Source organism: Jeongeupia chitinilytica (assembly GCF_014652315.1).
Taxonomy (GTDB): domain Bacteria; phylum Pseudomonadota; class Gammaproteobacteria; order Burkholderiales; family Chitinibacteraceae; genus Jeongeupia; species Jeongeupia chitinilytica.
The window spans coordinates 281,613-301,938 of record NZ_BMYO01000005.1; the positions used below are offsets into that span (position 1 = coordinate 281,613).

A 20,326-nucleotide genomic window follows, 5' to 3' on the forward strand; every position below is an offset into this window, starting at 1 on the left:
ACCACAGCAATCGGCCGTAAGGCCACAACTACGGAGTAGATGATACATGAAGGCGGTTTTCGTAAAGACCTCGAACTGGGAACGATTCACGGACGGTATTCAGGCCGTCGACAACCGGGGGGCAGCTGAGGCGTGCATGTTGTTGGTGAACGGCGAGCCTGGCTTGGGCAAGACGTCGATCATCACGCGCTGGGCGCTTGAGAATAACGCCATTTTCGTGACGGCCCAGTCGGGCTGGACGGTCAGCGAAATGCTGCGCGCGATGGCCAATAGCAAGCCAGGCATTCCGGCGCATCACACGCTGCGCGACACCCGCGCTTCGGTGATTGGCCATGTGATGCGCAACCAGGTGCCGATCGTGGTCGACGAGGCAGATCATGTCGTTGCCTGCAGCGCCACGATCGAGGCGCTGCGCGGAATCAGCGACATGTGCCAGACCCCGGTTGTGATGGTCGGTATGGAGCGCATCCAGCAGAAGCTGGCCCGCTACCCGCAAGTCGCTAGCCGGATTGCGACGGTGGTCAAGTTCGAGCCGGTAACCGAGACCGACGTGATGCTGACCTGCCGTGATATGGCCGAGGTCGAGATCGGCCGCTGCTTGGTATCCGAGTTGCACCGGCAGTGCGCCGGCCGCATGCGTCTGGTACTGAACGGCATCGCTCGTATCGAGCAGTTCGCCAAGGTCAACGGCTTGAAGTCGATCAGCCTACAAGACATGCGCGGTGCCGAATTGGCCCACGACTGGCAGTCCGCCCGCCGGGGGGCCAAGTGAGCAAACTTACCTATTCGATTTTGCAGCTCCTGTGGCGTAGCGAAAAAGGCCTGACCTTCAACGTGCTCTGCGGCCGAACTGGTGAAGAGGAACGAACCGTTCGCACTCGGTTGCAGTTGCTGCAATCCCAGGAGTTGGTGGTAATGAAAGGCGGCCGCTGGTATCTGACCAGCACAGGGCAGATCGCAGCCGAAGGCGAAGCGATGCGCCGCAGTCAGCCACTGTATGCACGGGGTTGGCAAGCGCTCCGCATGCTCAAGGCTGCTGGCATTTCCGACATCGCCATGATGGCCGCCCGGGTCGAGGAGAAGACCGCTGCTTCGGTGCTGACAGGGTATTTCCAGACCCTATCGCGGGTTGGCCTGGTTGTCCGTGCAGGCGCGGTGATTCCGCCTCGTTTTGCCCTGATTGACGACCTCGGCCCGGAGGCACCTCGCATCGACTCTCGCCGCCACGTGGTCATTGAACCGAACAGTGGCCGTGAACTGCCGATGCCTTGGGGAAAACAGAAGGGGGGCGTGTGATGACGCACGAAACCTCCCGATGGTTGACCCTGCTGCGTGCCGAGGCTGAGCGGACCAGCATGCGTGCCGTCGCTGACCGCCTCGGGTACAGCCCTGCCTCGATCAGCTTGGTGCTGGGTGACAAGTATCCGGGAAAGACGGATCGCATCGCTGCTGCGGTGCTGGCCAAGCTCGACACGATCGCATGCCCGCACTTGGGCCAAGCGCTGACCGGTGACCTTTGCCGCCAGTACGCCCTGAGAGATGTACCAACCAGCAGCCCGGCCGCTGCCGCGCACTGGCGCGCATGCCAGTCGTGCAAACACCGCGATGAGGTGTGCCATGCATAGCGAGGCGCTCTCTTTCAACGCGGCGGTCCGTGACGCGATCGCGACCTGCCTGCATTGCGTGTGCTGGCTGGCACAACACCGCTTCAAGGTGCTGCTGCAAGGCTCGGGTAGCGGCAGTGAAGGTCCGTGGGTCTTGATCGCGCACAGCCCGAAATGCGAGCTGCTCAAACAGAAGCATGACGCGGAGGTGATCGGCCGCATCAGCAACGAACGCGGGCCGCAAATCCAGTGGCGCGCGATGGTCAACGGCTGCGCCGTGCAGTGGTTCGAGAAGGGGGTGTGAGATGTCGGAGCAAAGCAACGTGGTTGTTTTCAACGGCACGAGCCTGAGTCGGCTGGCCATGCAGAACCGGGTGCTTCGGTCCCTGCGAGAACTGGGTTGCACGGTGCTGCGCGTGTCGCAGGATTCATGCCTGACCATCGAGATCGATGCCGCGACCTGCCGCTGCCTGGATGGTCAGGGGAGCAAACCGGTACGGCGCCGCCAAGGTGCCGAGATCCTGAACAAGGTGCGTTTTGCTGGCCTTGAGGTCGTTTGGCGGGAGGCGGCATGACGATGACCAAGCTGGATCTGGTCCGTGCCGCTATCGCGGTGCTGCCTGAGCCTTTCATCGCTGCACAAGTCATTCGCGCAACGGGAGATTCGCATGCCGGCTCACGAATGCGCGACCTGTGCCGGTATGGCGAGCTGGTCTGCGAAACCTACGTGGGGGCCGCTCGGGCGACTTGCCAGTATCGCCGCACTGCGCGCTTCGGCCTCGACAAGGCCGAACTGGTCGTGCTGGCCGAACAGCAATTGCGTGCGCAGATCTCGATCGCAGATTGGCTGTTGGGCCGGCTTGCGCACATCGCCAGGCGGCGGCTAGCGCAGGGGCGGGCATGCTCGATCTGACCTGCCCCTGCTGCGGTGCCATGAGCGGGCTGGAAGCGTACTTATTGACCGAGGCCCAGGGCCGCGCCGTCACGGCGGCGCTGGCCATGCCCCGGCCTGTACGGCTTGCGGTGGTCGGCTACATGCGGCTGTTCAACGTTCAGGGCCGCAAGGCGACCGCGAGCAAGACCGCCCGCTTGATCGGCGAGCTGGCCGAGATCATCCCGACCAATCAGATCAAGCGGGCCGGCAATGTCTACGTGATCACGTCCGAGCTGTGGCGGGATGCGATGGACGACGTTGTCGAGCGCGCCCGGCAGCCCGGCAGCACGTTGCGCCTGCCCCTGAAAACCCACGGCTATCTGTACGAAGTGGTCGCCGGCAAAGCCGAACAACTGGCCGCACGAGTCGAGAGCCAGCGCGAGGCGGCACGTAGCACCGGCGGTAGTGTCCTCGACAACGTGGTGCGGCCTGAAGCATCGGCGCGTAGTCCACCGCCACCGCCCGCGCCGGTGGACCCCGGCGGCAAGCGGGCTATGTCGGCCGAGGCACGGCAAGCGCTCATCGATCGTGGATTTTTAAAGGAATGACGCAGTGACAAATCAAGTGCAAAACATCGAGAACGACAGCCACTGGACCGATCCGCTCGGCCGTCTGGTGCCGGTCAATCTGATCAAGCCGGTCGACCGTGAGCGCGACGCGTTGGTGCGCGGCATCGTCGAGCAGGCCAAGACCATGTCGACACAGTTGGGCCAGTTCAAGGCGGGGGTATTCGCCGATGTCGGCGCCTTCGTCGAGCTGAGCGCCGAGCAATACGACGTGAAACTGGGTGGCATCAAGGGCAACGTGACGCTGACCTCGTTCGACGGCCGCTACAAGGTGATCCGGCAGATGCAGGACACCATCACCTTTGACGAGCGCTTGCAAGCGGCCAAGCAGCTGATCGACGAGTGCATCAGCGAGTGGGCCGAAGGCAGCAGCGACAACATCAAGGCGCTGATCCACGACGCCTTCCAGGTCAGCAAAGAAGGAAAGATCAGCACCGGCCGCGTGCTGGGGCTGCGCCGGATGAACATCACCGACGAGAAGTGGCAGCGCGCCATGCAGGCGATTGGCGACAGCGTCCAGGTCTCGGGCAGCAAACCTTATATCCGTGTGTATGAGCGTGTCGAAGGCTCCGACCGCTACGAGCCGATCAGCCTCGATGTGGCGGGGGTGTGAGATGGCCAACGTACATCCATTCGCTGCCGGAAATTACAACGGCCACCAGTGCTACCACGTCACCGCCGAAGACCGAATGCAGGCTGTCAAAACCTTCACCAAACAGCAATGCCTCGCTGCGCTTGAACTGACTGATTTGCAGAAGACAGTCGAGCGTGCGGTAAGGAGCCGGATTCGTTCACTGGAGCGCGATTAAACATGGCAAAGCTGAGCAAGGAGCAGCGCGAAAAACTGGAAGCCACCCTGAGCATGCCGTGGGGCGGAGTTGACCTGCAGTGCGATGGTTACCGCATCACGTTATCGGTCGAACGCGCCAAGGGCATGAGTTACCGGGTAGGCACCTACGTGAATGGCAGTTTTCATGGCAAATGGATGATTGGTTCGGAGTCCTATCCGGAACAGAAATTTCTGCGCAAATCGGTTCGGCCGGTGGCTTCTAAGGCTGATCGGGACCGCATGGAGAAGGCAGTGGGCAAGCGCCACTTCAAGAAAATGTGCGCAGAAGAGCCTTACTGGACCAAGACCATCACCACTTACTGGATGAGCTGGGCCAGTGGCAAGGCTGCCCTGAATCACCTGTGCAAGGTCTGCGACGCCATCACCGTGATCGAGAAAGAAACCAAGGAACTCACCGATGCTGTGGTTTAAAAATCTCCAGCTTTACCGGCTCGCCGCCGACCATGCGTTGAGCGCCGAGACTGTCGCTGAAGCGCTGGCCAAGCGTCCGTTTGTGGCCTGCGGCCCTCACGACCCGATGAGTCAGGGCTGGGTTGCTCCGGCTAGGCACGCGCCGGATCTGATCGCCTACGAGCAGCAAGATGCTGTCCTGGTCGTGCAGAAAACCGAGGAAAAGCTGCTCCCGCCCAGCGTGGTCAAGGAAGAGGCCGAAGACCGGATTGCCCGGATCGAGGCCGAGGAAAACCGCAAGGTCGGCCGCAAGGAAGCCAAGGAGCTGCGCGAGCGCATTGCCGAGGAACTGCTGCCGAAGGCGTTCTCCCGCTCGCGTAGTCAGCGTGCGCTGATTGACCTGCAGCTCGGGCTGGTAATGGTCGAGGCCGCTTCGGCCGGCAAGGCCGAGCAGCTGCTGTCCAATCTACGCGAGACGCTCGGCAGCCTGCCGACCCGGCTGCTCAACACCCACGTCTCGCCGGAAACAGCCATGACGCTGTGGCTTGAAACTGCCGACGCCGGCCCCTTTGATCTTGGTCAGGACACCGAGCTGAACGCGCCAGGCGACGACGGCGCGGTCACCAAGCTCGGCCGTCAGCCGATGGACACCAGCGAGGTGAAGCAGCACCTGGGCAACGGCTTGCTGGCCACCAAGCTGTCGCTCGCTTGGGACGACAAGCTGTCGTTCGTGCTGACCGACAAGCTGGAAATCAAGCGCCTGACGATGCTCGACGTGCTGCAGGAGGAGCTGAAGGACATGGACGCGGTCGACCAAGCGGCGGTTTTCGACAGCAGCCTGGTGCTGACCGTGGGCACCTTGCGCGGCTTCATTCCGGTGTTAATCAATGCGCTCGGCGACGAGATGCCAGCCTAAACCCCAGCGTACAGCCCGTTAGAAACAGCGGGCTGTGCGATGTGATTTAACGGAAACCGACATGGCCACCAACCGCGACCTCGCCAAAATCCATATCGCCAAGAAAGACCTCGGCATGGACGACGCCACCTACCGCGCCATGCTGCACAGCGTGGCCGGGGTGTCGTCGTCCAGAGACCTGACCGTCATGACGTCGGCCAAAGTGCTAGCACACCTGCAGCGCTGCGGCTGGAAGCCGAAGAGCGGGCACGGCAAAAGGCCGGTGGTCACTGCAGCGCGTAAGAAACAGCTGAACAAGATCGAGGCGTTACTTGCCGATGCCGGGCGGCCGTGGGACTACCTCACCAAGGGAAGTGGTGGGCGGCCGTCGATGTTGCGTCGTTTGGCCGGCGTGGATCAGATCGAGTGGTCGACGAGCGATGGTCTGAAAAACGTCATTGCAGCGCTGAGTATTGATGCGGAAAGGAGGGGCGCATGAATCTGGCCGATTTCGAGCACCTACTACCGGAGCTGGCGCAACTGATCGCCCGGCTGATCGGTTTGCCCAAGGCGCTGAAACTGATCGAGGCGTGGGGCGGAACGACTTTCCCTGTATCGAAGAACAAGCGCCGCGATGGCCAGATCCGGTTCGAGGCGTTGTCCGAGGTGGTGGGGGTTGAGGCTGCGAAGATCCTGACTGGCCATTTCGGCGGCGAGGTGCTGTCGATTCCCCGCTGTGCAGTCGCGTTACGGGAGGTTCGCGATCGCATGATGCGAGCGGAGTTCGATCAGTCGACCCGAATCCAGCCAGCGGTGCACGCAGTGAATCAACTGGCGCGAAAGTACCAAATGACCGAACGCAATGTATGGCTGGTTTTGAAGAAGGCAGACCAAGTGAATGAGACGCGGCAGGTTGCGCTGTTCTAGGATGTGAGCGTGTTTGTCTTCGAGGTATCGCAGTGGAGCGTCCTGAATTCTGTCCGTCCCGTGAGCTAGTTGAGGAAGGGTTTCAGCAGATAATGAGCACGGTCGATTGTGCTGAAGAGACCAAGATGCGTCTGCTTAAAGCATTGGACAAACATTTGATCAGCGGTTCTAGCCATGACCAAATGGAGCGTGCGTTTTGCAACGTGTTGAGCGGCACCGAATGGTCGTGGCGTTGGCTTGAGGAGTGGAAAATCAGGTTTTCCCAGGAAGGAAGGCTGCCCTACATGTGGGACTCGCTCAAAGTTTCAAAGCGGAATGCAGCTGGGTTACTGGTGCATTCGATGGTGATGAGAATCGGCGAGCTGAGCAGGGCGGGAAACTTTGAATCCCTGTTGCAGCGAAGCCCCGATGATTGGATTCTGCGCTTCGCACTTTTGGGATGCGCCGTTGAACAATCGGTAGCAGAGAGTACCGGCGGCCCTAGCCTGGACGGGCTTCCCCCTTTCTTTCCCGGAGATCGGACCAGACTTCGGTGCTCACGGAATAGCGGTTGAGTTTGTAGAGCAGGGCCAGTTGCTACTGAAGCCCATCATGGCGCCCCAACAGGGGCGCTTTTTTATTCTGGCGGCGTACCTTTCAACCGAAGGCCGCCATGTCCCGCTCCATCAACCTGATCGTCATTCATTGCGCCGCCACGCCGAATGGTAAGGCGCTGTACAAGGGCGGGACGCGCACTGCGGCCGCCACCATCGATGTCTGGCATAGCCAGCGCGGCTTCCGCCGCGACACCGTCGCCCGCGAAGCCTTCAACCCGCAGCTGTATGCACTGGGTTACCACCATGTGATCGACTGCGATGGTCGGCAGGAAACCGGCCGCGCGCACAGCGAAATTGGCGCCCATGTCGCGGGCCACAACGCCAACAGCGTCGGCGTCTGCATGGTCGGCACCGACAAGTTCACCCAGCGCCAATGGGAAGCCCTGCACAGCCAGGTGCGCAGCCTGCAGGCGCGCTATCCGGCGGCGCGCATCGTCGGCCACCGCGACCTGTCGCCGGACAAGAACGGCGACGGCACGATCCAGCCGTCCGAGTGGACCAAAACCTGCCCGGGCTTCAACGTCGCCGACTGGCTCGCCGGTGGCCTGCAGCCGCTCAAGTCGCACCTGATCGAGGCTGCGGCATGAAGATCCTCGAACTCATTTCCAACCCCGACACCGGGCGCCTCTCACACACGAAATTGTGGGCCAACGTGGCCTGTGCGGCGTCGACGGGTGTTTTCATTTACCAGGGAATCAAAGGCACGCTGACCGTCGAAGCGTGGGCGGTCTACCTCGGCCTCGTCGGCGGTTACGTGGCGGCATTGCGCTATATCGCCGCCTTGCGTGAAAAGGCCACTGCCACCGCCGTGGAGCAGGAGGGCTGATATGGGTGAACTTTACGGGGTCGCCATCGGCAAGGCGCTACGTGTCGGCGCCATCGTCCTGTCTTTCGGCATGGTGGGCTGGCTGGGCTTCTACGCCGGCACTAGCAGCACGACCCGTGTCTACGAAGCCAGGCTGTCCAAGCAGCAATCCGAGCATGACAGCGAAGCGCGGGACGCCGCCGAAAGCGCTGCCTCCACTCTGCGATCCGCACTGGAAAAGCAGCGTTTCTTTGCCGACGAGGCCCGCCGGCTCGGCCTGCAGTTGCTCAACACCGACGCCGCACTGACCAAGACCAAGGAGCTGCTGAATGCGCAGATCAATCAAGCCGTCCGTGTGGATGGTCCTCGCTATACCGGCCTTGGCCCTGACAGCCTGCGCGTCTACAGCACCGCGCTTGGTTACACCGCAACCGGTGGTGATACAGGGGCCGCAGCCGACCCCGGAAATGCTGCAGAAGCCCGTCAAGCCCCCGGCGCCGAGCAAGGGCTACCACCTCAAGACCTCCTCGCCCATGCCCGCGACTACGGCCAGTGGTGCCAGCAGCTCGAAGGCCGACTAGACGCCTACATCGAGCTGCATCAGGGAGTGCCGCTTCAGTGACCGATTTCTACGACCGCGCGGCGGCGCTTGAACTTCAGCAGCGCGAGGATGCGCTGGCCATTCACCGCGACCGGCCACGCGGACTGAGCTGCAGCCACTGTGAAGACTGTGGGGTGGCTATTCCGGAGGCACGCCGCCATGCAGTACCAGGCTGCCACCGCTGCATTCATTGCCAACAACAAGCCGAAAAAAGGAAGGGCTGATGGCCGAAAACGATAACAGCCTGGCGCTGATGCTGGGACGGATGGAGGGCAAGCTCGACATGGTGCTGGCCAATCAGTCCGCAATGAATGAACGCGTCGACGGCATTGAGGAGCGACTGCGTGAAGTGGAAACGCAGGCAGCCAAGTCCGGTGCGCTTGGTGGCGCCATTGCCGCAGTCGGCACCGCACTTGCCGTCGAGTTCATCAAGCGGGCGATCACCGGCTGATATGGCGCACCCCAAGGAAACCCGAGAGCAGGTCCGCCGCGCCTACATCTTCGACCAGATGGCGCTGGAGCTGGCCGCGTTGAAGTTCAACGTGCCCACGGCAACGGCCCGACGCTGGAAACGAGACGCCGACGATGAAGGTGACGACTGGGACAAGCTGCGCGCGGCCCAGACGCTGGCCGGCGGCAGCATGGAGGATCTGGCTCGACAGATGCTGGCCGGCTTCCTGCTGCAGTACCAGGCCGCGATGGAAGCCCTGAATACCGATGACCCGAAAAACCCACTGAGTGCAGTCAAGCGCGTTGAGATGCTGGCCAGTCTGGCCGACTCGTACAACAAGACCGTTGCGGCCTCCAAGCGCGTGTTGCCAGAAACCAGCGAATTGGCGACGGCGATGTCTGTCGTGCAGATGCTGGGCGGATTCATTCGTGACCGCTACCCCAAGCACGCGCAAGCCTTTGTCGAGGTGCTGGAGCCTTTTGGCGCCGAGCTGGCCAAGTCCTTTGGATGAAAAAACCATGAACGAAGACCAACTCACTCTGCTGCTGATCAAGGGAGCCATCGCCGAGCTGCCGGCCGACGAGCAGCAACAGGTCCATGCAGTAACGCAGCAGATCCGGGACGTCATGGCGGCCTATCCCAGTGGATCGGCTGCGATGGCGATCGCATTGCTGGGCGCCGAACTGGCTGCGCTTGATGTCTGAGGCATTGCACAACAGCCACGTCCGCCTTTGGTGCCGCTGGCAACACTTCCTGGCGATGAAAGATCGTCGCTGGTTCGCCATGGTTGTCTGGGCCACGGCGGAGCAAAACGAGCTGCAGCAATGAGAAAGCAAAAATCCGACAAAGTCACGCGCAAGGAATTCCTGCAGGTCGTCGCGCAGCTGGCCATCGACTACCGCGTCCAGATCGAGGCGGAGGTGGACGGTTTCGATCCGGACCCGGCTAAGAGCCGGGAGCGGCGTGCGGCGGCACAGGCCAGCTTCCGCGTGTTCGCGAAGACGTACTTCCCGCACTACGTGAAGCATGATCCGGCCTCGCTGCACGATTACCTGTTCGATCGCTTCCAGGACGTGGTCGATAACGGGATGGGTGATCACGACGCCGTTGCTGCACCGCGGGGCCATGCCAAGTCGACGCTCATCACCCAGATCGGCACGCTTTGGTGCATCTGTACCGGCCGCAAGCATTACCCGCTGATCGTGATGGATGCGCTCGACCAGGCGCTGCCGATGCTGGAGGCGATCAAGGCCGAGCTGGAGTTCAATCCCCGGCTGCGCATCGATTTTCCTGAAGCCTCTGGCCGGGGCCGGGTGTGGCAGGTCGGGACCATCGTGACCTTGAATGACGTCAAGGTCGAGGTGTTCGGCTCCGGCAAGAAAATTCGCGGCCGACGCCACGGTCCGCACCGGCCGGATCTGGTCATCGGTGACGACCTTGAGAACGACGAAAACGTCCGCAGCCCCGAGCAGCGAGACAAGCTGATGAGCTGGATCACCAAGAGCCTGCTGTCACTCGGCCCGGCCGACGACAGCATGGACGTGTTCATCATCGGTACGATCCTGCATTACGACTCGGTGCTGGCTCGGCTGCTGAAGAATCCGCTGTGGCATAGCGCCAAGTTCCAGGCGGTTGAGCAATGGCCGGAACGAATGGACCTGTGGGATACCTGGACCGAGATACTGCTCGGCCAGGGCGCCGACCAGGCGCGGGCGTTTTATGTGTCCAACCTCGTCGAGATGGAAAGGGACGTCCGGATCTGCTGGCCGGGCGGCACGACCTTCTACAAGCTGATGATCAAGCGGGCGCGGGATGGCAAGGCCGCCTTCGACAGCGAACAGCAGAACGATCCGCTGTCGGGCGATGATGCGCCGTTCGCCGAGTGCATCCACTTCTGGGTCAATCGGCTGGCCGAGTGGGTCTTCTATGGTGCCTGCGATCCATCGCTGGGCAAGGCGGGCAGCTCGCGTGATCCCAGCGCGATTCTGGTCGGCGGCTACAACCGCTTCACCGGCATCCTCGACGTGATCGAGGCCAGCATCCGCAAGCGCCTGCCAGACCGGATCATCGAAGACGTGATCGCCTTTCATGCGCAATACCGTTGCGTGCTGTGGGTGGTCGAGTCGGTGCAGTTCCAGGAGTTCATGCGTACCGAGTTGGTGAAAAGATCGGCCGCGCGAAGTATCCCGGTTCCGGCTCGCGGGGTGACGCCGATTGCGGACAAAACGCTGCGTATCGAGACGCTGCAGCCCCACATGGCCAATCAGCTGATTCGGCTGCATCCGAGCCAGCACACCCTGATCGAGCAGTTGCGCCATTTCCCCAAAGCTGACCACGACGACGGCCCTGACGCCCTGCAGATGCTGTGGGCTGCGGCGTTGTCGGGGGGCGGCCGGATTGAATACACCCCGGTGTTGCGAGCCAGCAGCGACGATGGCGGCAGAGATGATTCGGGCTATGGCCGCTTTTCGGCCGGCGCCTGGTAGGAGTGACAAATATGGCGCAAATTCTTGATCGTTTCGGCAAACCCATCCAGCGCGAGGTGACGTCGGAGCCGCAGACCGCCCGCGTGGGCTGGGTGACGCGCGAGTTTGCTGATCACCCCTCGCGTGGTCTGACGCCGCAGAAGCTGCACCGCATCCTGGAAGATGCCGAGCAGGGACACCTCGCTGCGCAGGCCGACCTGTTCACGGACATGGAAGAGAAAGACGGCCACATCTTCGCAGAGATGAGCAAACGCAAGCGCGTGCTGCTGACGCTCGACTGGTCGGTCCAGCCGCCGCGCAACGCCAGTGAGGCCGAGAAGAAGCAGGCCGAGCAGCTGCAGGAATGGTTGCTCGATATGCCCGACTGGGAGGATTTTTTGCTCGACTGCCTCGATGGCATCGGTCACGGTTTTTCGGCAATCGAGATCGCCTGGCAGCGCTTCGGCAGTGACTGGCTGCCGAGCAGCCTGACCCATCGGCCGCAGCGCTGGTTCCAGAACGCACCGCATGACGGCAACACCCTGCGGCTTCGGGACGGGACGCTCGAAGGGGCCGAGCCGTGGCAGTTCGGCTGGGTGATCCACAAGCACAAGGCCAAGTCCGGTTACCTGACCCGTGCTGGTCTGCACCGTGTGCTGGCATGGCCCTACCTGTTCAAGAACTACTCCGTGCGCGATCTGGCCGAGTTTCTCGAAATCTATGGTCTGCCGATGCGGGTCGGCAAATATCCGGGTGGCTCGACCGATCAGGAAAAAGCGACGCTGCTGCGCGCCGTGGCCGAAATCGGCCACAACGCGGCAGGCATCATCCCCGAAGGCATGCTGATCGAGTTCCAGAACGCGGCCCAGGGCAGCGAAGCGCCATTTCTGGCCATGACGGATTTGTGCGAGCGCACGGTCTCCAAGGCCGTCCTCGGCGGCACGCTCACGAGCCAGGCCGATGGTAAGAGCAGCACCAATGCGCTCGGCAAGATCCACAACGAAGTACGTCACGACCTGACCGTCAGCGACGCACGCCAACTGGAAGGCACCATTACGCGGGATCTGCTGTATCCGATGGCCGTGCTGAACTTCGGCCAGGTCGACCCGCGCCGGATGCCCCGCCTGGTGTTCGATACCCGGGAGGCCGAGGATCTGCAGCTGTACTCGGAAGCACTGCCGGCGCTGGTCGGGCTGGGCCTGAAGGTGCCGACCAACTGGGTCTACGACAAACTGGCGATCCCGAAGCCGAAGAAGGACGACGAGGTGCTGGTGGCGCCTCGCCCCGAGATGGCCCTACCGCCCGAGCTGCGGCCGAAGGAACCCAGGGCGGCGCTGAGCTACCGCGCTGTGCTGACCAACGACCAGGACGAGGTGGTTTTTCCCGATCAGGCCGCGCTGGATGCCGTCGACCTCCCGGCCGACGCAGTGAATGCCGGCGTCGAGCAGATGCTCGCGCCCATGATCCAGGCAGTCCGCAACGGTGCAACGCCCGATGACGCGATCGAGGCGCTCACGGCGTCCTACCCGGAGATGGACGACACCACGTTGTCGACATTGCTGGCCCGCGCGATCTTTGTCGCCGACGTGTGGGGGCGCCTGAATGCCGACACCTGACGCCAGCAAGGTCGACCTGTCCTACGCAATCGGGCTGGAGCCTGAAGCGGCGATCCAGTACTTCGAGAGCAAGGGCTATGCCATCAGCTTCAACTGGCAGGACGTCTGGGCCGAGGCGCACGCACGTTCGTTTACCGTCAGTGGCGTGACCAAACTCGATGTCCTGACCGACATCCACGACGCCCTGAAAGAGGCGCTGAAGAATGGCGAGACCCTGGCGGATTTCCAGAAGCGACTGCAGCCGTTGCTCGAAGCCAAGGGCTGGTGGGGCAAAGGCCGGATCATCGACAAGGCGACCGGTGAGATCGAAGGCAAGCGCCTCAATCCGCGCAGGCTGGAGACGATTTTCCGGACCAACATGCAGTCGGCCTACAGTGCCGGGCGTTTCCAGGCACAACAGGCCAACGTCGAGTTCCGGCCGATGTGGGAATACGTTGCGATCCTCGACAACCGGACCCGGCCAGCGCACCGCAGCCTGCACGGTCGCGTGTTCCGGTACGACGATCCGTTCTGGCGCAACTTCTACCCGCCCAATGGCTGGAACTGCAGGTGCCGGGTGCGTACCCGCAGCATGTCCGACATGGAACGCCTCGGGCTGGCCGCCTCAAGCAGCGAAGGCCGCCTCGAAACGGTGGACCAGGTCGTCGATCGCAAGGGCAATACCCAGCCCGCGATCGTCTTCAACGACCCGGCGACCGGCAAGCGCTTCATGGCCGACGCCGGCTTCGGCCTCAACCCCGGTCTCGCCGCCTGGCAGCCCGACCTCGGGCGATACCCGCCCGCGCTGGCCAAGCAGTTCACTCAGGCGCAGGCCAGCCGATGATCGACATCAAGATTGACCGCAGCAGCTTTGTGCAGACGCTGGAACGCCTTGAGCAAGCGGTGGTGCATCGCGCGCCAGTCATGCAGGCCATTGCCGGCATCATGGCCGGCGCAGTGGAAGAGAATTTCGCGCGTGAAGGTCGACCGGAGTGGCAAGGCTTGAAGGCCGGCTCCTGGTTGTCACGGGCCGGCGCACTGACCAAGACCGGTCAGGTGTCGGCTGCCCGCTTCGACAAGAAAGTGCGCGGCGGCAAGATCTTGCAGTCGTCCGGACGGCTGGCCAGCAGCATCACCCAGAACAGCAGCAACGACAACGCGGTGGTCGGGACCAATGTGAAGTACGCGGCGATCCACCAGTTCGGCGGCAAAACCAAGCCGCATGAGATCCGGCCGCGCAACAAGAAGGCACTTGCCTGGGCCGGTGGCCGGCACCCGGTGGGCAAGGTCAATCATCCCGGCAGTGACATCCCCGCGCGGCCGTTCCTGGTACTAGCCGACACGGACGTGGCAGAGATCGAATCAACGGTGGAAACGTACCTGCGCGAAGCCATTGGGCCGTGATTCTGGGAAAGCTGAAATGCGGCGTTCTGGCGCGTTTTCGCCATTTGAGCGTGACGTTGGTAGTCGTAAGAATGGATCAGAGAAATTAAACGGGTTCTAAACGCCCTGTCATGCATTTCAGATGCGCGGCGTCTGGCTCCGGTGCGGACAAAGCGGGCTTAAATTCGACCATGTCGCGAACAGGCTATGATTTCGGTTCCTTTAAAACATGGACCGTACGGGAATGGCCTCTTCTGAAATAATCAACATCGTGACCATTGGTGTGACCTTGGTGACGGCTATCGGTTTTGTAGCCAAGGGCGTGGTAGTTGTCCGGCAAGCAATTCAGAAGCTCAAAGGAGGCGAAGTGAGGCGCCTTGAGTCCCAGATCGAACGGCTGAATCGATTGCACGACCAGCCAACGGCATTGATCCGGTATCTCGCTGAAATGGGTTGCTACTTCATTTTCAGCTTGATCTTGTTCGCCTCGCTTTGTTTTGCTGCAAACGACGTTTTGCATAGTGGAACTCCATATAGGGCCGAAGGTGCTGCCATGGTGTTTGCCGAGGCTTTGTTGGTCTTCACTATCGTGATGGGCATTCCAGCTCGTGTCCTTTTGACGATGGGCAAGCTCAATAACCTGGAAGATTCGATCAAAGGCATCCAGAAGCAAATCCGGTACGTGGAAGCCAAACACGACCGGGACGGGTACGCATCCAACTGAAGTCCGTCAGCTAATCAACACCCCTCCATGCCCCGCAACATGCGGGGCATGGCACATCCAGCTCCCCTCATTGCCGCTCTGACGGTAGAAATCTCCCAAGGCCAGAAAGCAATCAAGCTGCTGCCGGCCGGTGATTTCCGCGCTCGCGACGGCCGTCCGGTCGATTGCGCTGCATGGCATCTGGACGAGGTGCTGGCCGTTGCCCTGATTGCCGAAGCCAATCAACGGGAGACGCGCTATGTAATCGATTACGAACACCAGACGCTGCGTAGCGTCGAGAACGGCAAGCCAGCGCCTGCGGCGGGATGGTTCCGCACGCTGGAGTGGCGACAGGACGGCCTCTACGCAACCGACGTGGATTGGACTGCAACCGCAGCCGCCATGATCGAGGCCAGGGAATACCTTTACCTCTCCCCCGTTTTCTCTTACGACAAGCAAGGCCGCGTCACCGGCCTGCTGCACGTCGCCCTGACCAACAACCCCGCGCTGGACGAGCTGCCTGAACTGCAGGTGGCGGCTTTGTCACGTCTGGTCGCCTTGTCCCTTTCCCCCCACCACGAGGACCATGCGATGGAAGACCTCCTGCAGCAGCTGATCTGGCTGCTGAATTTGCCCGTTGGCGCGACGGCCGACGACATCGAAACCCAACTGAAGAAGCTGATCGACCAGGTGTCCGGTGGCAAGGGCATGACTGCGGCCAACGTCGACCTGCTGCAGCTGCTGGCCGGCAAGGATGGCCAGATCGCCGCGCTGTCGGCCAGCCAGTACAGCCCGGCGACCCATGTGCCGCTGGCTGCGTACACCGAACTGCAGGGCCGGGTCGTCGCGCTGACGGCGCAGAACAGTGCCGGCGAACTCGACAAGCTGGTGGTCGCCGCGCTGTCGGACGGCCGCCTGATGCCGTCGATGGAAAGCTGGGCGCGTGACCTCGGTACATCGAACCTCGCAGCGCTGAGCGACTACCTCGCCAAGGCGCCCAAGATCGCTGCGCTGACCACCACGCAAACCCAAGGCCAACCGCCGGCCGCAACTGCGCCAGCTGCACTGGCCGGGGATGCGCTGGCGATCTGCGCGGCATTTGGCAATGACCCGGCCGCGATCGCGGCCGCGATGAAGGAGTAAGTCATGGCCGCCACCTCGCAAGACCGCAATACCCCGTTCAAGGACGGCGAAATGGTCGTCGCGCCGGTCGCTGCCGGCGTGAAGATTCCGGCCGGCACCCTCGTTTGCGCCAATGCCACTGGTTTTGGCACGCCGGGCGCGACGTCCACGACGCTGGCTTACCTCGGCATGGCGGACGAAGCCGTCGACAACGCTGCAGGCGCCGATGGTGCCTTGGCCGTGCGCATCCAGCGCGGCAAGGCGTTCAAGTGGGCCAATGACAGTGGCGACCCGGTGACCCAGGCCAGCCTCGGCCGGGCGTGCTTCATCGTCGACAACCAGACCGTGGCCAAAACCAACGGCACCAACACTCGCTCGCAAGCCGGCATTGTCGTCGCCGTCGACGCTGACGGTGTGTGGGTCATCTAAAGGAGCAACCCATGATCATCAACGCTTCCAACCTCAAGGCGATCTTCATCAACCTGAAGACCACCTTCAACAACGCCTTCGATACTGCGCCGAGCCAGTGGCAGAAAATCGCCATGCTGGTGCCGTCGACAGCACGCTCCAACGACTACAAGTGGCTGTCGACCTTTCCGCGCATGCAGAAGTGGATCGGCGAGAAGGCGGTCAAAGCGCTGGCTGCATCGAGCTACAGCATTACCAACGACGATTGGGAAGCCACCGTCGAGGTCGACCGCAACGACATCATGGACGACAACCTCGGCATCTACGCACCCCAGGCGCAGATGGCCGGCCAGTCGGCCAAACAGCTGCCCGACGAAATCGTCTTCGACCTGGTCAATCGCGGCTTTACCACCCTTTGCTACGACGGCCAGTACTTCTTCGACGTCGACCATCCGGTCAATGGTCAGTCGGTCTCCAACAAGGGCACCAAGAAGCTGTCGGTCGCTACACAGGCCGCCGCTCAGGCGAGCTACGGCGCTGGGCGAACCGCGATGAAGAAGTTCAAGGACGAAGAAGGCCGTCCACTGAACATCACGCCGAACGTGCTGCTGGTCGGTCCGGCGCTGGAAGACACTGCCCGCGCGCTGCTCACCAACGACCGCCTCGAAGATGGCAAAGCCAACCCCTACAAAGGCACGGCCGAACTGGTGGTGGACGGTCGCCTGACTTCGGACGACGCCTGGTTCCTGCTCGACACGACCAAGCCGGTCAAGCCGCTCATCTACCAGGAACGCATGAAGCCGGTCTTCGTCGAGCAGACCGACCCGCAGGCCGACTCCGTGTTCATGCGCAAGAAGTTCAAGTTCGGCGCTGAAGCACGCGGGAATGGTGGCTACGCCTTCTGGCAGCTGGCCTACGGCTCTGACGGTTCTGTGGCCTAAAGGAGGGCGTGATCATGGCTGAACGCAAAACCAAGGATGCCCCGGCCACGCCGGCCGAGGGCGAATTGCAGCAGTCGACTTCGATCGAGGGGCAGCAACAACCGACCACAATGCAAACTGATACTGCCAGTGCAGGTGAAAGCCAGGGGCAATCGACGGACAGCCCGATCGAGGTCAAGCCTGCATCGGCCGGCGATAGCAGCGTTGCCGAGCTGTTCGGGCCGGACGCGATCAAGGTCGTGGCCAAGTGCGAGTACTTCCGTCGTGCGGGCCGGGTGTTTAGCCGCGAACCGGAAACGATCCGCCTTGATGCGCTGCGCGAGGGCGACCTTGAGCTGCTGATGGGCGAGCCGATGCTGGTCGTGACGCCGGCCCGGATCGGCGAGGCGGGCTGACCATGTACGCCGCCCGCGACGACATGGTGACCCGCTTCGGTGCGCAGGAGGTGATCGCGCTGACTGACCGCGATAACACCGGACAGATCGACGATGCGGTGCTGGCCGGTGCGCTTGCTACGGCCGGTGACGAGATCGACGGTTACCTTGCTGGACGTTATCCGCTGCCATTCGCCCAGTCGCCGAAGATCCTGACTGGCTACGCTTGCGACATTGCCCGCTATCGCCTTTGCGGTAGCGGCGCGCTGCTGACCGATGACATTCGCGAACGCTATCGGGATGCCGTGAAATTCCTTGAGCTGGCTGCAAACGGCAAGGTCAGCCTCGGAGGCATGCCGGGTGGTGGTCCGGCGCCGACCGGCAACACTGTGCAGTTTGCCAGCGGCTCGCGGGTGTTTGCCCGTGACGGTGGGGCCTACTGATGATCCTGACCCAGATCGAGGACGCCGTCATCGCCCGCCTGCGGCTCGGCCTCGGCCGCATGGTGAAGGAGGTCGGCTGCTACGGCGGCGAGCTGGACGAAGCGCTGCCGGACGCGATCCGTCGATTCCCGGCCGCATGGGTGACGTTTGGCGGGGTCAGCAAAACCGAACCCACCAGTACCAGTCGCCAGAAGTTCAAGGCGACCGGCCAGTTCGTCGTGATGGTGGGCGAGCGCAATGTGCGCAATGAGGCCGCCGGCCGCCGTGGTGGTCCGTCGTTGGGCGAGGTTGGCAGCTATCCGCTGGTCTACGCGGTGCGCCGGTTGTTGTCCGCCCAGGATCTCGATCTGCCGATCGACCCGCTGATGCCGGGCCGGGTGCGCACCCTCTACAACACGCGGCTGGAGAGCCAGGCGTTTTCAGTATTCGCCTGTGAGTTCCAGACCGCGTGGATCGAGGAGGCGCTGCCGCGCAGCCACTGGCCCAGCCCACCGGCGCCGGGTACGCCAGGCGCGGAGGCGGACCCCGACATGGTCTTCGTCAAACATCAGGGCAAGACCGGCCAGCCCGATCCGGACTGGCTGCGTACCGGCCTGAACTACCACCTGAACCCGGACGACGGCAAAGCCGATGCCCAGGATCTCCTCACCGGGAGCAACCCATGAAAGTCAAAGCCGCACCGGGCATCAAAGTGCCCAAGGAAGACAAGCCCCGCGAGTACATCACCGAGACCGACGCGGTCACGGTGTCGGACAGCGCCTATTACCTGCGCAGCGTGACCGATGGCGATCTGATCGTCGTCGGTGACGGTGACAAAAAGGACGCCAAGAAAGGAGCCGAGTGATGGCCAGCGCCAACATCAATTTCGACGGTATCCCGTCGAGCATCCGCAAGCCGGGCAAGTACATCGAGTTCAACACCAAGCTTGCAGTCCGCACGTTGCCGGGCAACCTGCAGCGCGTGCTGATGGTCGGCCAGAAAACCACCGCTGGCAGCCAGGCCGCGCTCGATCCGGTCGACGTGTTCAGCGACGAGCAGGCTGCAATCCTGTTTGGTCGCGGCTCCTATGCTCATCTGATGGCGCGGGCGGCGATCACGGCCAACCCGTACCTGCAGCTGACGATGATCGCTGTCGATGACGCGCCCGCCGGCGTGGCCGCGACCGGCACGGTGACGCTCACCGGCACGGCGACCGGCACCGGCGTGGTCAGCCTCTCCATCGGCACGCGTCGCGTCGACGTTGCCGTGGCCAGCGCGGATACGGCGACCAGTGTGGCTGCAGCCCTCAAGGCTGCAATCGACAAGCAGGCCGATCTGCCGGTGACGGCCGTCGTGGCTGCAGGCGTGGTTACGCTGACCGCCCGCCACAAGGGCGCGGCCGGCAACGGCATCAAGCTCAAGGCGGGCAGCAGTGCTGCAGGGGTGACGGCGACTGTCGTGGCGATGGCCAGCGGCGCGGTAGATCCCGACCTTGCGCTGGCACTGGCTGCCGTCGCGGGTGCCGGCCACCACATCGTGGCAAGTCCATTTGCCGACCAGGCCAGCCTGACGGCCCTGCGAACCCATCTGGAGTTCGTGTCCGGGCCGATGGAGCAACGTGGCGCGATCGGCACCTTCGGCTGGCCGGGCACACTGGCCACCGGTACGACGCTGGCCGGGCAGCTCAACAGCGGCCGGATCACCGGTGCGTGGCATCGCGGATCGGCCAGGCTGAGCTGCGAGATTGCCGCCGGCTACGCGGCGGTGCTGGCTAGCGAGGAAGACCCGGCCCGCCCGCTGAACACTTTGGAGATCAGCGGACTGGATGTCACCAGCCTGGTCGATCGGCCGATCCGGACCGAACAGGAAAATGCCCTCTACAACGGCCTGACGCCGCTGGAGGTCGGGCCGGGCGATCGCGTGCAGATCGTGCGAGCCATCAGCACGTACACCAAGGATGCCCAGGGCATCGACGACGTGGCGCTGCTCGACATCACGACCATCCGAACGCTCGATTACGTGCGCAAAGCGTGCCGCGAGCGGATCAGCCTGCGCTTCCCGCGCGAGAAGTTGTCCGAACGGACGCCGGCAAAGGTGCGCTCCGAGCTGCTCGACGTGCTGACCAAGTGCGAGGAGCTGGAGTTCGTCGAGGCCGTCGAGGCTAACAAGGCAGGCCTGATCGTCGAGCGCGATCTGCAGGACAACAACCGCCTCAACGCCAAGATCCCGGCGGACGTCGTCAACGGCCTGCACGTGTTCGCCGGTCGCATCGATCTGCTGCTCTAAGGAGAGTC

The 20,326-nt window shown here is 62.7% G+C and carries 34 protein-coding genes; all 34 read left to right on the forward strand.

The annotated features are described in order from the left end of the window. Nucleotides 1-46 precede the first annotated feature (46 nt). Entirely contained in the window at nt 47-772 is a 726-nt protein-coding gene (locus IE097_RS11100) for an AAA family ATPase (RefSeq protein WP_189460686.1), read from the forward strand. Further along, on the forward strand, nt 769-1,296 hold the full coding sequence (locus tag IE097_RS11105; protein ID WP_189460688.1) for a hypothetical protein: 528 nt from the start codon (nt 769-771) through the stop codon (nt 1,294-1,296). The genes IE097_RS11100 and IE097_RS11105 overlap by 4 nt, the downstream gene beginning before the upstream one ends. Continuing rightward, entirely contained in the window at nt 1,296-1,625 is a 330-nt protein-coding gene (locus tag IE097_RS11110) for an XRE family transcriptional regulator (RefSeq protein ID WP_189460690.1), read from the forward strand. The genes IE097_RS11105 and IE097_RS11110 overlap by 1 nt, the downstream gene beginning before the upstream one ends. After that, complete coding sequence (locus tag IE097_RS11115) at nt 1,618-1,908, forward strand: hypothetical protein (RefSeq protein WP_189460692.1); 291 nt, start codon at nt 1,618-1,620, stop codon at nt 1,906-1,908. The genes IE097_RS11110 and IE097_RS11115 overlap by 8 nt, the downstream gene beginning before the upstream one ends. 1 nt (nt 1,909) lies before the next feature. Then, on the forward strand, nt 1,910-2,179 hold the full coding sequence (locus IE097_RS11120; RefSeq protein WP_189460694.1) for a hypothetical protein: 270 nt from the start codon (nt 1,910-1,912) through the stop codon (nt 2,177-2,179). Beyond that, nucleotides 2,176-2,517 (forward strand): hypothetical protein, encoded by a 342-nt coding sequence (locus IE097_RS11125; protein ID WP_189460696.1) that lies wholly within the window; start codon nt 2,176-2,178, stop codon nt 2,515-2,517. The genes IE097_RS11120 and IE097_RS11125 overlap by 4 nt, the downstream gene beginning before the upstream one ends. Next, the gene (locus tag IE097_RS11130) at nt 2,505-3,086 is read left to right on the forward strand and encodes an HI_1489 N-terminal domain-containing protein (RefSeq protein ID WP_189460698.1); all 582 of its coding nucleotides are present in this window, start codon (nt 2,505-2,507) and stop codon (nt 3,084-3,086) included. Before IE097_RS11125 ends, IE097_RS11130 begins: the two co-directional genes overlap by 13 nt. A gap of 4 nt (nt 3,087-3,090) precedes the next feature. Next, nucleotides 3,091-3,717, forward strand: a complete 627-nt coding sequence (locus IE097_RS11135; RefSeq protein ID WP_229797546.1) for a DUF3164 family protein — start codon at nt 3,091-3,093, stop codon at nt 3,715-3,717. Between the two features lies 1 nt (nt 3,718). Continuing rightward, nucleotides 3,719-3,913, forward strand: a complete 195-nt coding sequence (locus tag IE097_RS11140) for a hypothetical protein (protein ID WP_189460700.1) — start codon at nt 3,719-3,721, stop codon at nt 3,911-3,913. Between the two features lie 2 nt (nt 3,914-3,915). Continuing rightward, nucleotides 3,916-4,365, forward strand: a complete 450-nt coding sequence (locus tag IE097_RS11145) for a hypothetical protein (RefSeq protein ID WP_189460702.1) — start codon at nt 3,916-3,918, stop codon at nt 4,363-4,365. Further along, nucleotides 4,352-5,260 (forward strand): recombination-associated protein RdgC, encoded by a 909-nt coding sequence (locus IE097_RS11150; protein ID WP_189460704.1) that lies wholly within the window; start codon nt 4,352-4,354, stop codon nt 5,258-5,260. The genes IE097_RS11145 and IE097_RS11150 overlap by 14 nt, the downstream gene beginning before the upstream one ends. A gap of 61 nt (nt 5,261-5,321) precedes the next feature. Next, nucleotides 5,322-5,738: a gp16 family protein gene (locus IE097_RS11155; protein ID WP_189460706.1), complete on the forward strand. Its 417-nt coding sequence runs from the start codon at nt 5,322-5,324 to the stop codon at nt 5,736-5,738. After that, nucleotides 5,735-6,166, forward strand: coding sequence for a Mor transcription activator family protein (locus IE097_RS11160; protein WP_189460707.1), 432 nt, complete (start codon nt 5,735-5,737; stop codon nt 6,164-6,166). Before IE097_RS11155 ends, IE097_RS11160 begins: the two co-directional genes overlap by 4 nt. Nucleotides 6,167-6,258: 92 nt before the next feature. Beyond that, the gene (locus tag IE097_RS11165) at nt 6,259-6,720 is read left to right on the forward strand and encodes a hypothetical protein (RefSeq protein WP_189460709.1); all 462 of its coding nucleotides are present in this window, start codon (nt 6,259-6,261) and stop codon (nt 6,718-6,720) included. Nucleotides 6,721-6,818: 98 nt separating this feature from the next. Next, entirely contained in the window at nt 6,819-7,349 is a 531-nt protein-coding gene (locus tag IE097_RS11170) for an N-acetylmuramoyl-L-alanine amidase (RefSeq protein WP_189460711.1), read from the forward strand. After that, nucleotides 7,346-7,588: a DUF2644 domain-containing protein gene (locus IE097_RS11175; protein ID WP_189460713.1), complete on the forward strand. Its 243-nt coding sequence runs from the start codon at nt 7,346-7,348 to the stop codon at nt 7,586-7,588. The genes IE097_RS11170 and IE097_RS11175 overlap by 4 nt, the downstream gene beginning before the upstream one ends. A gap of 1 nt (nt 7,589) precedes the next feature. Beyond that, nucleotides 7,590-8,189: a hypothetical protein gene (locus IE097_RS11180; protein ID WP_189460714.1), complete on the forward strand. Its 600-nt coding sequence runs from the start codon at nt 7,590-7,592 to the stop codon at nt 8,187-8,189. Continuing rightward, nucleotides 8,186-8,392: a TraR/DksA family transcriptional regulator gene (locus IE097_RS11185; protein WP_189460717.1), complete on the forward strand. Its 207-nt coding sequence runs from the start codon at nt 8,186-8,188 to the stop codon at nt 8,390-8,392. Before IE097_RS11180 ends, IE097_RS11185 begins: the two co-directional genes overlap by 4 nt. Then, a complete protein-coding gene (locus tag IE097_RS11190; protein ID WP_189460719.1) occupies nt 8,392-8,619 on the forward strand; it encodes a hypothetical protein in 228 nt (75 codons plus the stop codon). Before IE097_RS11185 ends, IE097_RS11190 begins: the two co-directional genes overlap by 1 nt. Nucleotide 8,620: 1 nt before the next feature. Next, nucleotides 8,621-9,130: a DUF1804 family protein gene (locus IE097_RS11195; RefSeq protein WP_189460720.1), complete on the forward strand. Its 510-nt coding sequence runs from the start codon at nt 8,621-8,623 to the stop codon at nt 9,128-9,130. A gap of 7 nt (nt 9,131-9,137) precedes the next feature. Then, nucleotides 9,138-9,323 carry a hypothetical protein gene (locus IE097_RS11200; RefSeq protein WP_189460722.1) on the forward strand — a complete coding sequence of 62 codons (186 nt, stop codon included), beginning with the start codon at nt 9,138-9,140 and terminating at the stop codon, nt 9,321-9,323. 120 nt (nt 9,324-9,443) lie between these two features. Continuing rightward, a complete protein-coding gene (terL, locus tag IE097_RS11205; protein WP_189460849.1) occupies nt 9,444-11,105 on the forward strand; it encodes a phage terminase large subunit in 1,662 nt (553 codons plus the stop codon). 11 nt (nt 11,106-11,116) lie between these two features. Next, nucleotides 11,117-12,700: a DUF935 domain-containing protein gene (locus IE097_RS11210; protein WP_189460724.1), complete on the forward strand. Its 1,584-nt coding sequence runs from the start codon at nt 11,117-11,119 to the stop codon at nt 12,698-12,700. Then, a complete protein-coding gene (locus tag IE097_RS11215; protein WP_189460725.1) occupies nt 12,687-13,523 on the forward strand; it encodes a phage head morphogenesis protein in 837 nt (278 codons plus the stop codon). Before IE097_RS11210 ends, IE097_RS11215 begins: the two co-directional genes overlap by 14 nt. Next, on the forward strand, nt 13,520-14,083 hold the full coding sequence (locus tag IE097_RS11220; RefSeq protein ID WP_189460727.1) for a phage virion morphogenesis protein: 564 nt from the start codon (nt 13,520-13,522) through the stop codon (nt 14,081-14,083). Before IE097_RS11215 ends, IE097_RS11220 begins: the two co-directional genes overlap by 4 nt. A gap of 223 nt (nt 14,084-14,306) precedes the next feature. Continuing rightward, nucleotides 14,307-14,786: a hypothetical protein gene (locus tag IE097_RS11225; protein ID WP_189460729.1), complete on the forward strand. Its 480-nt coding sequence runs from the start codon at nt 14,307-14,309 to the stop codon at nt 14,784-14,786. 48 nt (nt 14,787-14,834) lie between these two features. Then, nucleotides 14,835-15,908, forward strand: a complete 1,074-nt coding sequence (locus tag IE097_RS11230) for a phage protease (RefSeq protein WP_189460731.1) — start codon at nt 14,835-14,837, stop codon at nt 15,906-15,908. 3 nt (nt 15,909-15,911) lie between these two features. After that, entirely contained in the window at nt 15,912-16,316 is a 405-nt protein-coding gene (locus IE097_RS11235; protein WP_189460733.1) for a hypothetical protein, read from the forward strand. 11 nt (nt 16,317-16,327) lie between these two features. Next, on the forward strand, nt 16,328-17,236 hold the full coding sequence (locus IE097_RS11240) for a Mu-like prophage major head subunit gpT family protein (protein ID WP_189460734.1): 909 nt from the start codon (nt 16,328-16,330) through the stop codon (nt 17,234-17,236). A gap of 14 nt (nt 17,237-17,250) precedes the next feature. Then, on the forward strand, nt 17,251-17,631 hold the full coding sequence (locus IE097_RS11245; RefSeq protein WP_505735617.1) for an HI1506-related protein: 381 nt from the start codon (nt 17,251-17,253) through the stop codon (nt 17,629-17,631). Between the two features lie 2 nt (nt 17,632-17,633). Next, on the forward strand, nt 17,634-18,053 hold the full coding sequence (locus IE097_RS11250) for a gp436 family protein (RefSeq protein ID WP_189460738.1): 420 nt from the start codon (nt 17,634-17,636) through the stop codon (nt 18,051-18,053). After that, entirely contained in the window at nt 18,053-18,718 is a 666-nt protein-coding gene (locus IE097_RS11255; protein WP_189460741.1) for a DUF1834 family protein, read from the forward strand. Before IE097_RS11250 ends, IE097_RS11255 begins: the two co-directional genes overlap by 1 nt. Next, nucleotides 18,715-18,897, forward strand: coding sequence for a hypothetical protein (locus tag IE097_RS11260; RefSeq protein ID WP_189460743.1), 183 nt, complete (start codon nt 18,715-18,717; stop codon nt 18,895-18,897). The genes IE097_RS11255 and IE097_RS11260 overlap by 4 nt, the downstream gene beginning before the upstream one ends. After that, nucleotides 18,897-20,318: a phage tail sheath subtilisin-like domain-containing protein gene (locus IE097_RS11265; RefSeq protein ID WP_189460745.1), complete on the forward strand. Its 1,422-nt coding sequence runs from the start codon at nt 18,897-18,899 to the stop codon at nt 20,316-20,318. The genes IE097_RS11260 and IE097_RS11265 overlap by 1 nt, the downstream gene beginning before the upstream one ends. The last annotated feature ends 8 nt before the right edge of the window (nt 20,319-20,326 follow it).

What these genes read in the sequence shown, in the direction of transcription:
- IE097_RS11160 (WP_189460707.1), top strand. Translation starts at nt 5,735, where the DNA reads ATGAATCTGGCCGATTTCGAGCACCTACTACCGGAGCTGGCGCAACTG.
- IE097_RS11250 (WP_189460738.1), top strand. Translation starts at nt 17,634, where the DNA reads ATGTACGCCGCCCGCGACGACATGGTGACCCGCTTCGGTGCGCAGGAG.
- terL (WP_189460849.1), top strand. Translation starts at nt 9,444, where the DNA reads ATGAGAAAGCAAAAATCCGACAAAGTCACGCGCAAGGAATTCCTGCAG.
- IE097_RS11200 (WP_189460722.1), top strand. Translation starts at nt 9,138, where the DNA reads ATGAACGAAGACCAACTCACTCTGCTGCTGATCAAGGGAGCCATCGCC.
- IE097_RS11260 (WP_189460743.1), top strand. Translation starts at nt 18,715, where the DNA reads ATGAAAGTCAAAGCCGCACCGGGCATCAAAGTGCCCAAGGAAGACAAG.
- IE097_RS11180 (WP_189460714.1), top strand. Translation starts at nt 7,590, where the DNA reads ATGGGTGAACTTTACGGGGTCGCCATCGGCAAGGCGCTACGTGTCGGC.
- IE097_RS11240 (WP_189460734.1), top strand. Translation starts at nt 16,328, where the DNA reads ATGATCATCAACGCTTCCAACCTCAAGGCGATCTTCATCAACCTGAAG.
- IE097_RS11125 (WP_189460696.1), top strand. Translation starts at nt 2,176, where the DNA reads ATGACGATGACCAAGCTGGATCTGGTCCGTGCCGCTATCGCGGTGCTG.
- IE097_RS11235 (WP_189460733.1), top strand. Translation starts at nt 15,912, where the DNA reads ATGGCCGCCACCTCGCAAGACCGCAATACCCCGTTCAAGGACGGCGAA.
- IE097_RS11165 (WP_189460709.1), top strand. Translation starts at nt 6,259, where the DNA reads ATGAGCACGGTCGATTGTGCTGAAGAGACCAAGATGCGTCTGCTTAAA.
- IE097_RS11120 (WP_189460694.1), top strand. Translation starts at nt 1,910, where the DNA reads ATGTCGGAGCAAAGCAACGTGGTTGTTTTCAACGGCACGAGCCTGAGT.
- IE097_RS11265 (WP_189460745.1), top strand. Translation starts at nt 18,897, where the DNA reads ATGGCCAGCGCCAACATCAATTTCGACGGTATCCCGTCGAGCATCCGC.
- IE097_RS11150 (WP_189460704.1), top strand. Translation starts at nt 4,352, where the DNA reads ATGCTGTGGTTTAAAAATCTCCAGCTTTACCGGCTCGCCGCCGACCAT.
- IE097_RS11155 (WP_189460706.1), top strand. Translation starts at nt 5,322, where the DNA reads ATGGCCACCAACCGCGACCTCGCCAAAATCCATATCGCCAAGAAAGAC.
- IE097_RS11170 (WP_189460711.1), top strand. Translation starts at nt 6,819, where the DNA reads ATGTCCCGCTCCATCAACCTGATCGTCATTCATTGCGCCGCCACGCCG.
- IE097_RS11100 (WP_189460686.1), top strand. Translation starts at nt 47, where the DNA reads ATGAAGGCGGTTTTCGTAAAGACCTCGAACTGGGAACGATTCACGGAC.
- IE097_RS11255 (WP_189460741.1), top strand. Translation starts at nt 18,053, where the DNA reads ATGATCCTGACCCAGATCGAGGACGCCGTCATCGCCCGCCTGCGGCTC.
- IE097_RS11230 (WP_189460731.1), top strand. Translation starts at nt 14,835, where the DNA reads ATGGCACATCCAGCTCCCCTCATTGCCGCTCTGACGGTAGAAATCTCC.
- IE097_RS11115 (WP_189460692.1), top strand. Translation starts at nt 1,618, where the DNA reads ATGCATAGCGAGGCGCTCTCTTTCAACGCGGCGGTCCGTGACGCGATC.
- IE097_RS11140 (WP_189460700.1), top strand. Translation starts at nt 3,719, where the DNA reads ATGGCCAACGTACATCCATTCGCTGCCGGAAATTACAACGGCCACCAG.
- IE097_RS11220 (WP_189460727.1), top strand. Translation starts at nt 13,520, where the DNA reads ATGATCGACATCAAGATTGACCGCAGCAGCTTTGTGCAGACGCTGGAA.
- IE097_RS11175 (WP_189460713.1), top strand. Translation starts at nt 7,346, where the DNA reads ATGAAGATCCTCGAACTCATTTCCAACCCCGACACCGGGCGCCTCTCA.
- IE097_RS11245 (WP_505735617.1), top strand. Translation starts at nt 17,251, where the DNA reads ATGGCTGAACGCAAAACCAAGGATGCCCCGGCCACGCCGGCCGAGGGC.
- IE097_RS11210 (WP_189460724.1), top strand. Translation starts at nt 11,117, where the DNA reads ATGGCGCAAATTCTTGATCGTTTCGGCAAACCCATCCAGCGCGAGGTG.
- IE097_RS11195 (WP_189460720.1), top strand. Translation starts at nt 8,621, where the DNA reads ATGGCGCACCCCAAGGAAACCCGAGAGCAGGTCCGCCGCGCCTACATC.
- IE097_RS11225 (WP_189460729.1), top strand. Translation starts at nt 14,307, where the DNA reads ATGGCCTCTTCTGAAATAATCAACATCGTGACCATTGGTGTGACCTTG.
- IE097_RS11190 (WP_189460719.1), top strand. Translation starts at nt 8,392, where the DNA reads ATGGCCGAAAACGATAACAGCCTGGCGCTGATGCTGGGACGGATGGAG.
- IE097_RS11130 (WP_189460698.1), top strand. Translation starts at nt 2,505, where the DNA reads ATGCTCGATCTGACCTGCCCCTGCTGCGGTGCCATGAGCGGGCTGGAA.
- IE097_RS11145 (WP_189460702.1), top strand. Translation starts at nt 3,916, where the DNA reads ATGGCAAAGCTGAGCAAGGAGCAGCGCGAAAAACTGGAAGCCACCCTG.
- IE097_RS11215 (WP_189460725.1), top strand. Translation starts at nt 12,687, where the DNA reads ATGCCGACACCTGACGCCAGCAAGGTCGACCTGTCCTACGCAATCGGG.
- IE097_RS11110 (WP_189460690.1), top strand. Translation starts at nt 1,296, where the DNA reads ATGACGCACGAAACCTCCCGATGGTTGACCCTGCTGCGTGCCGAGGCT.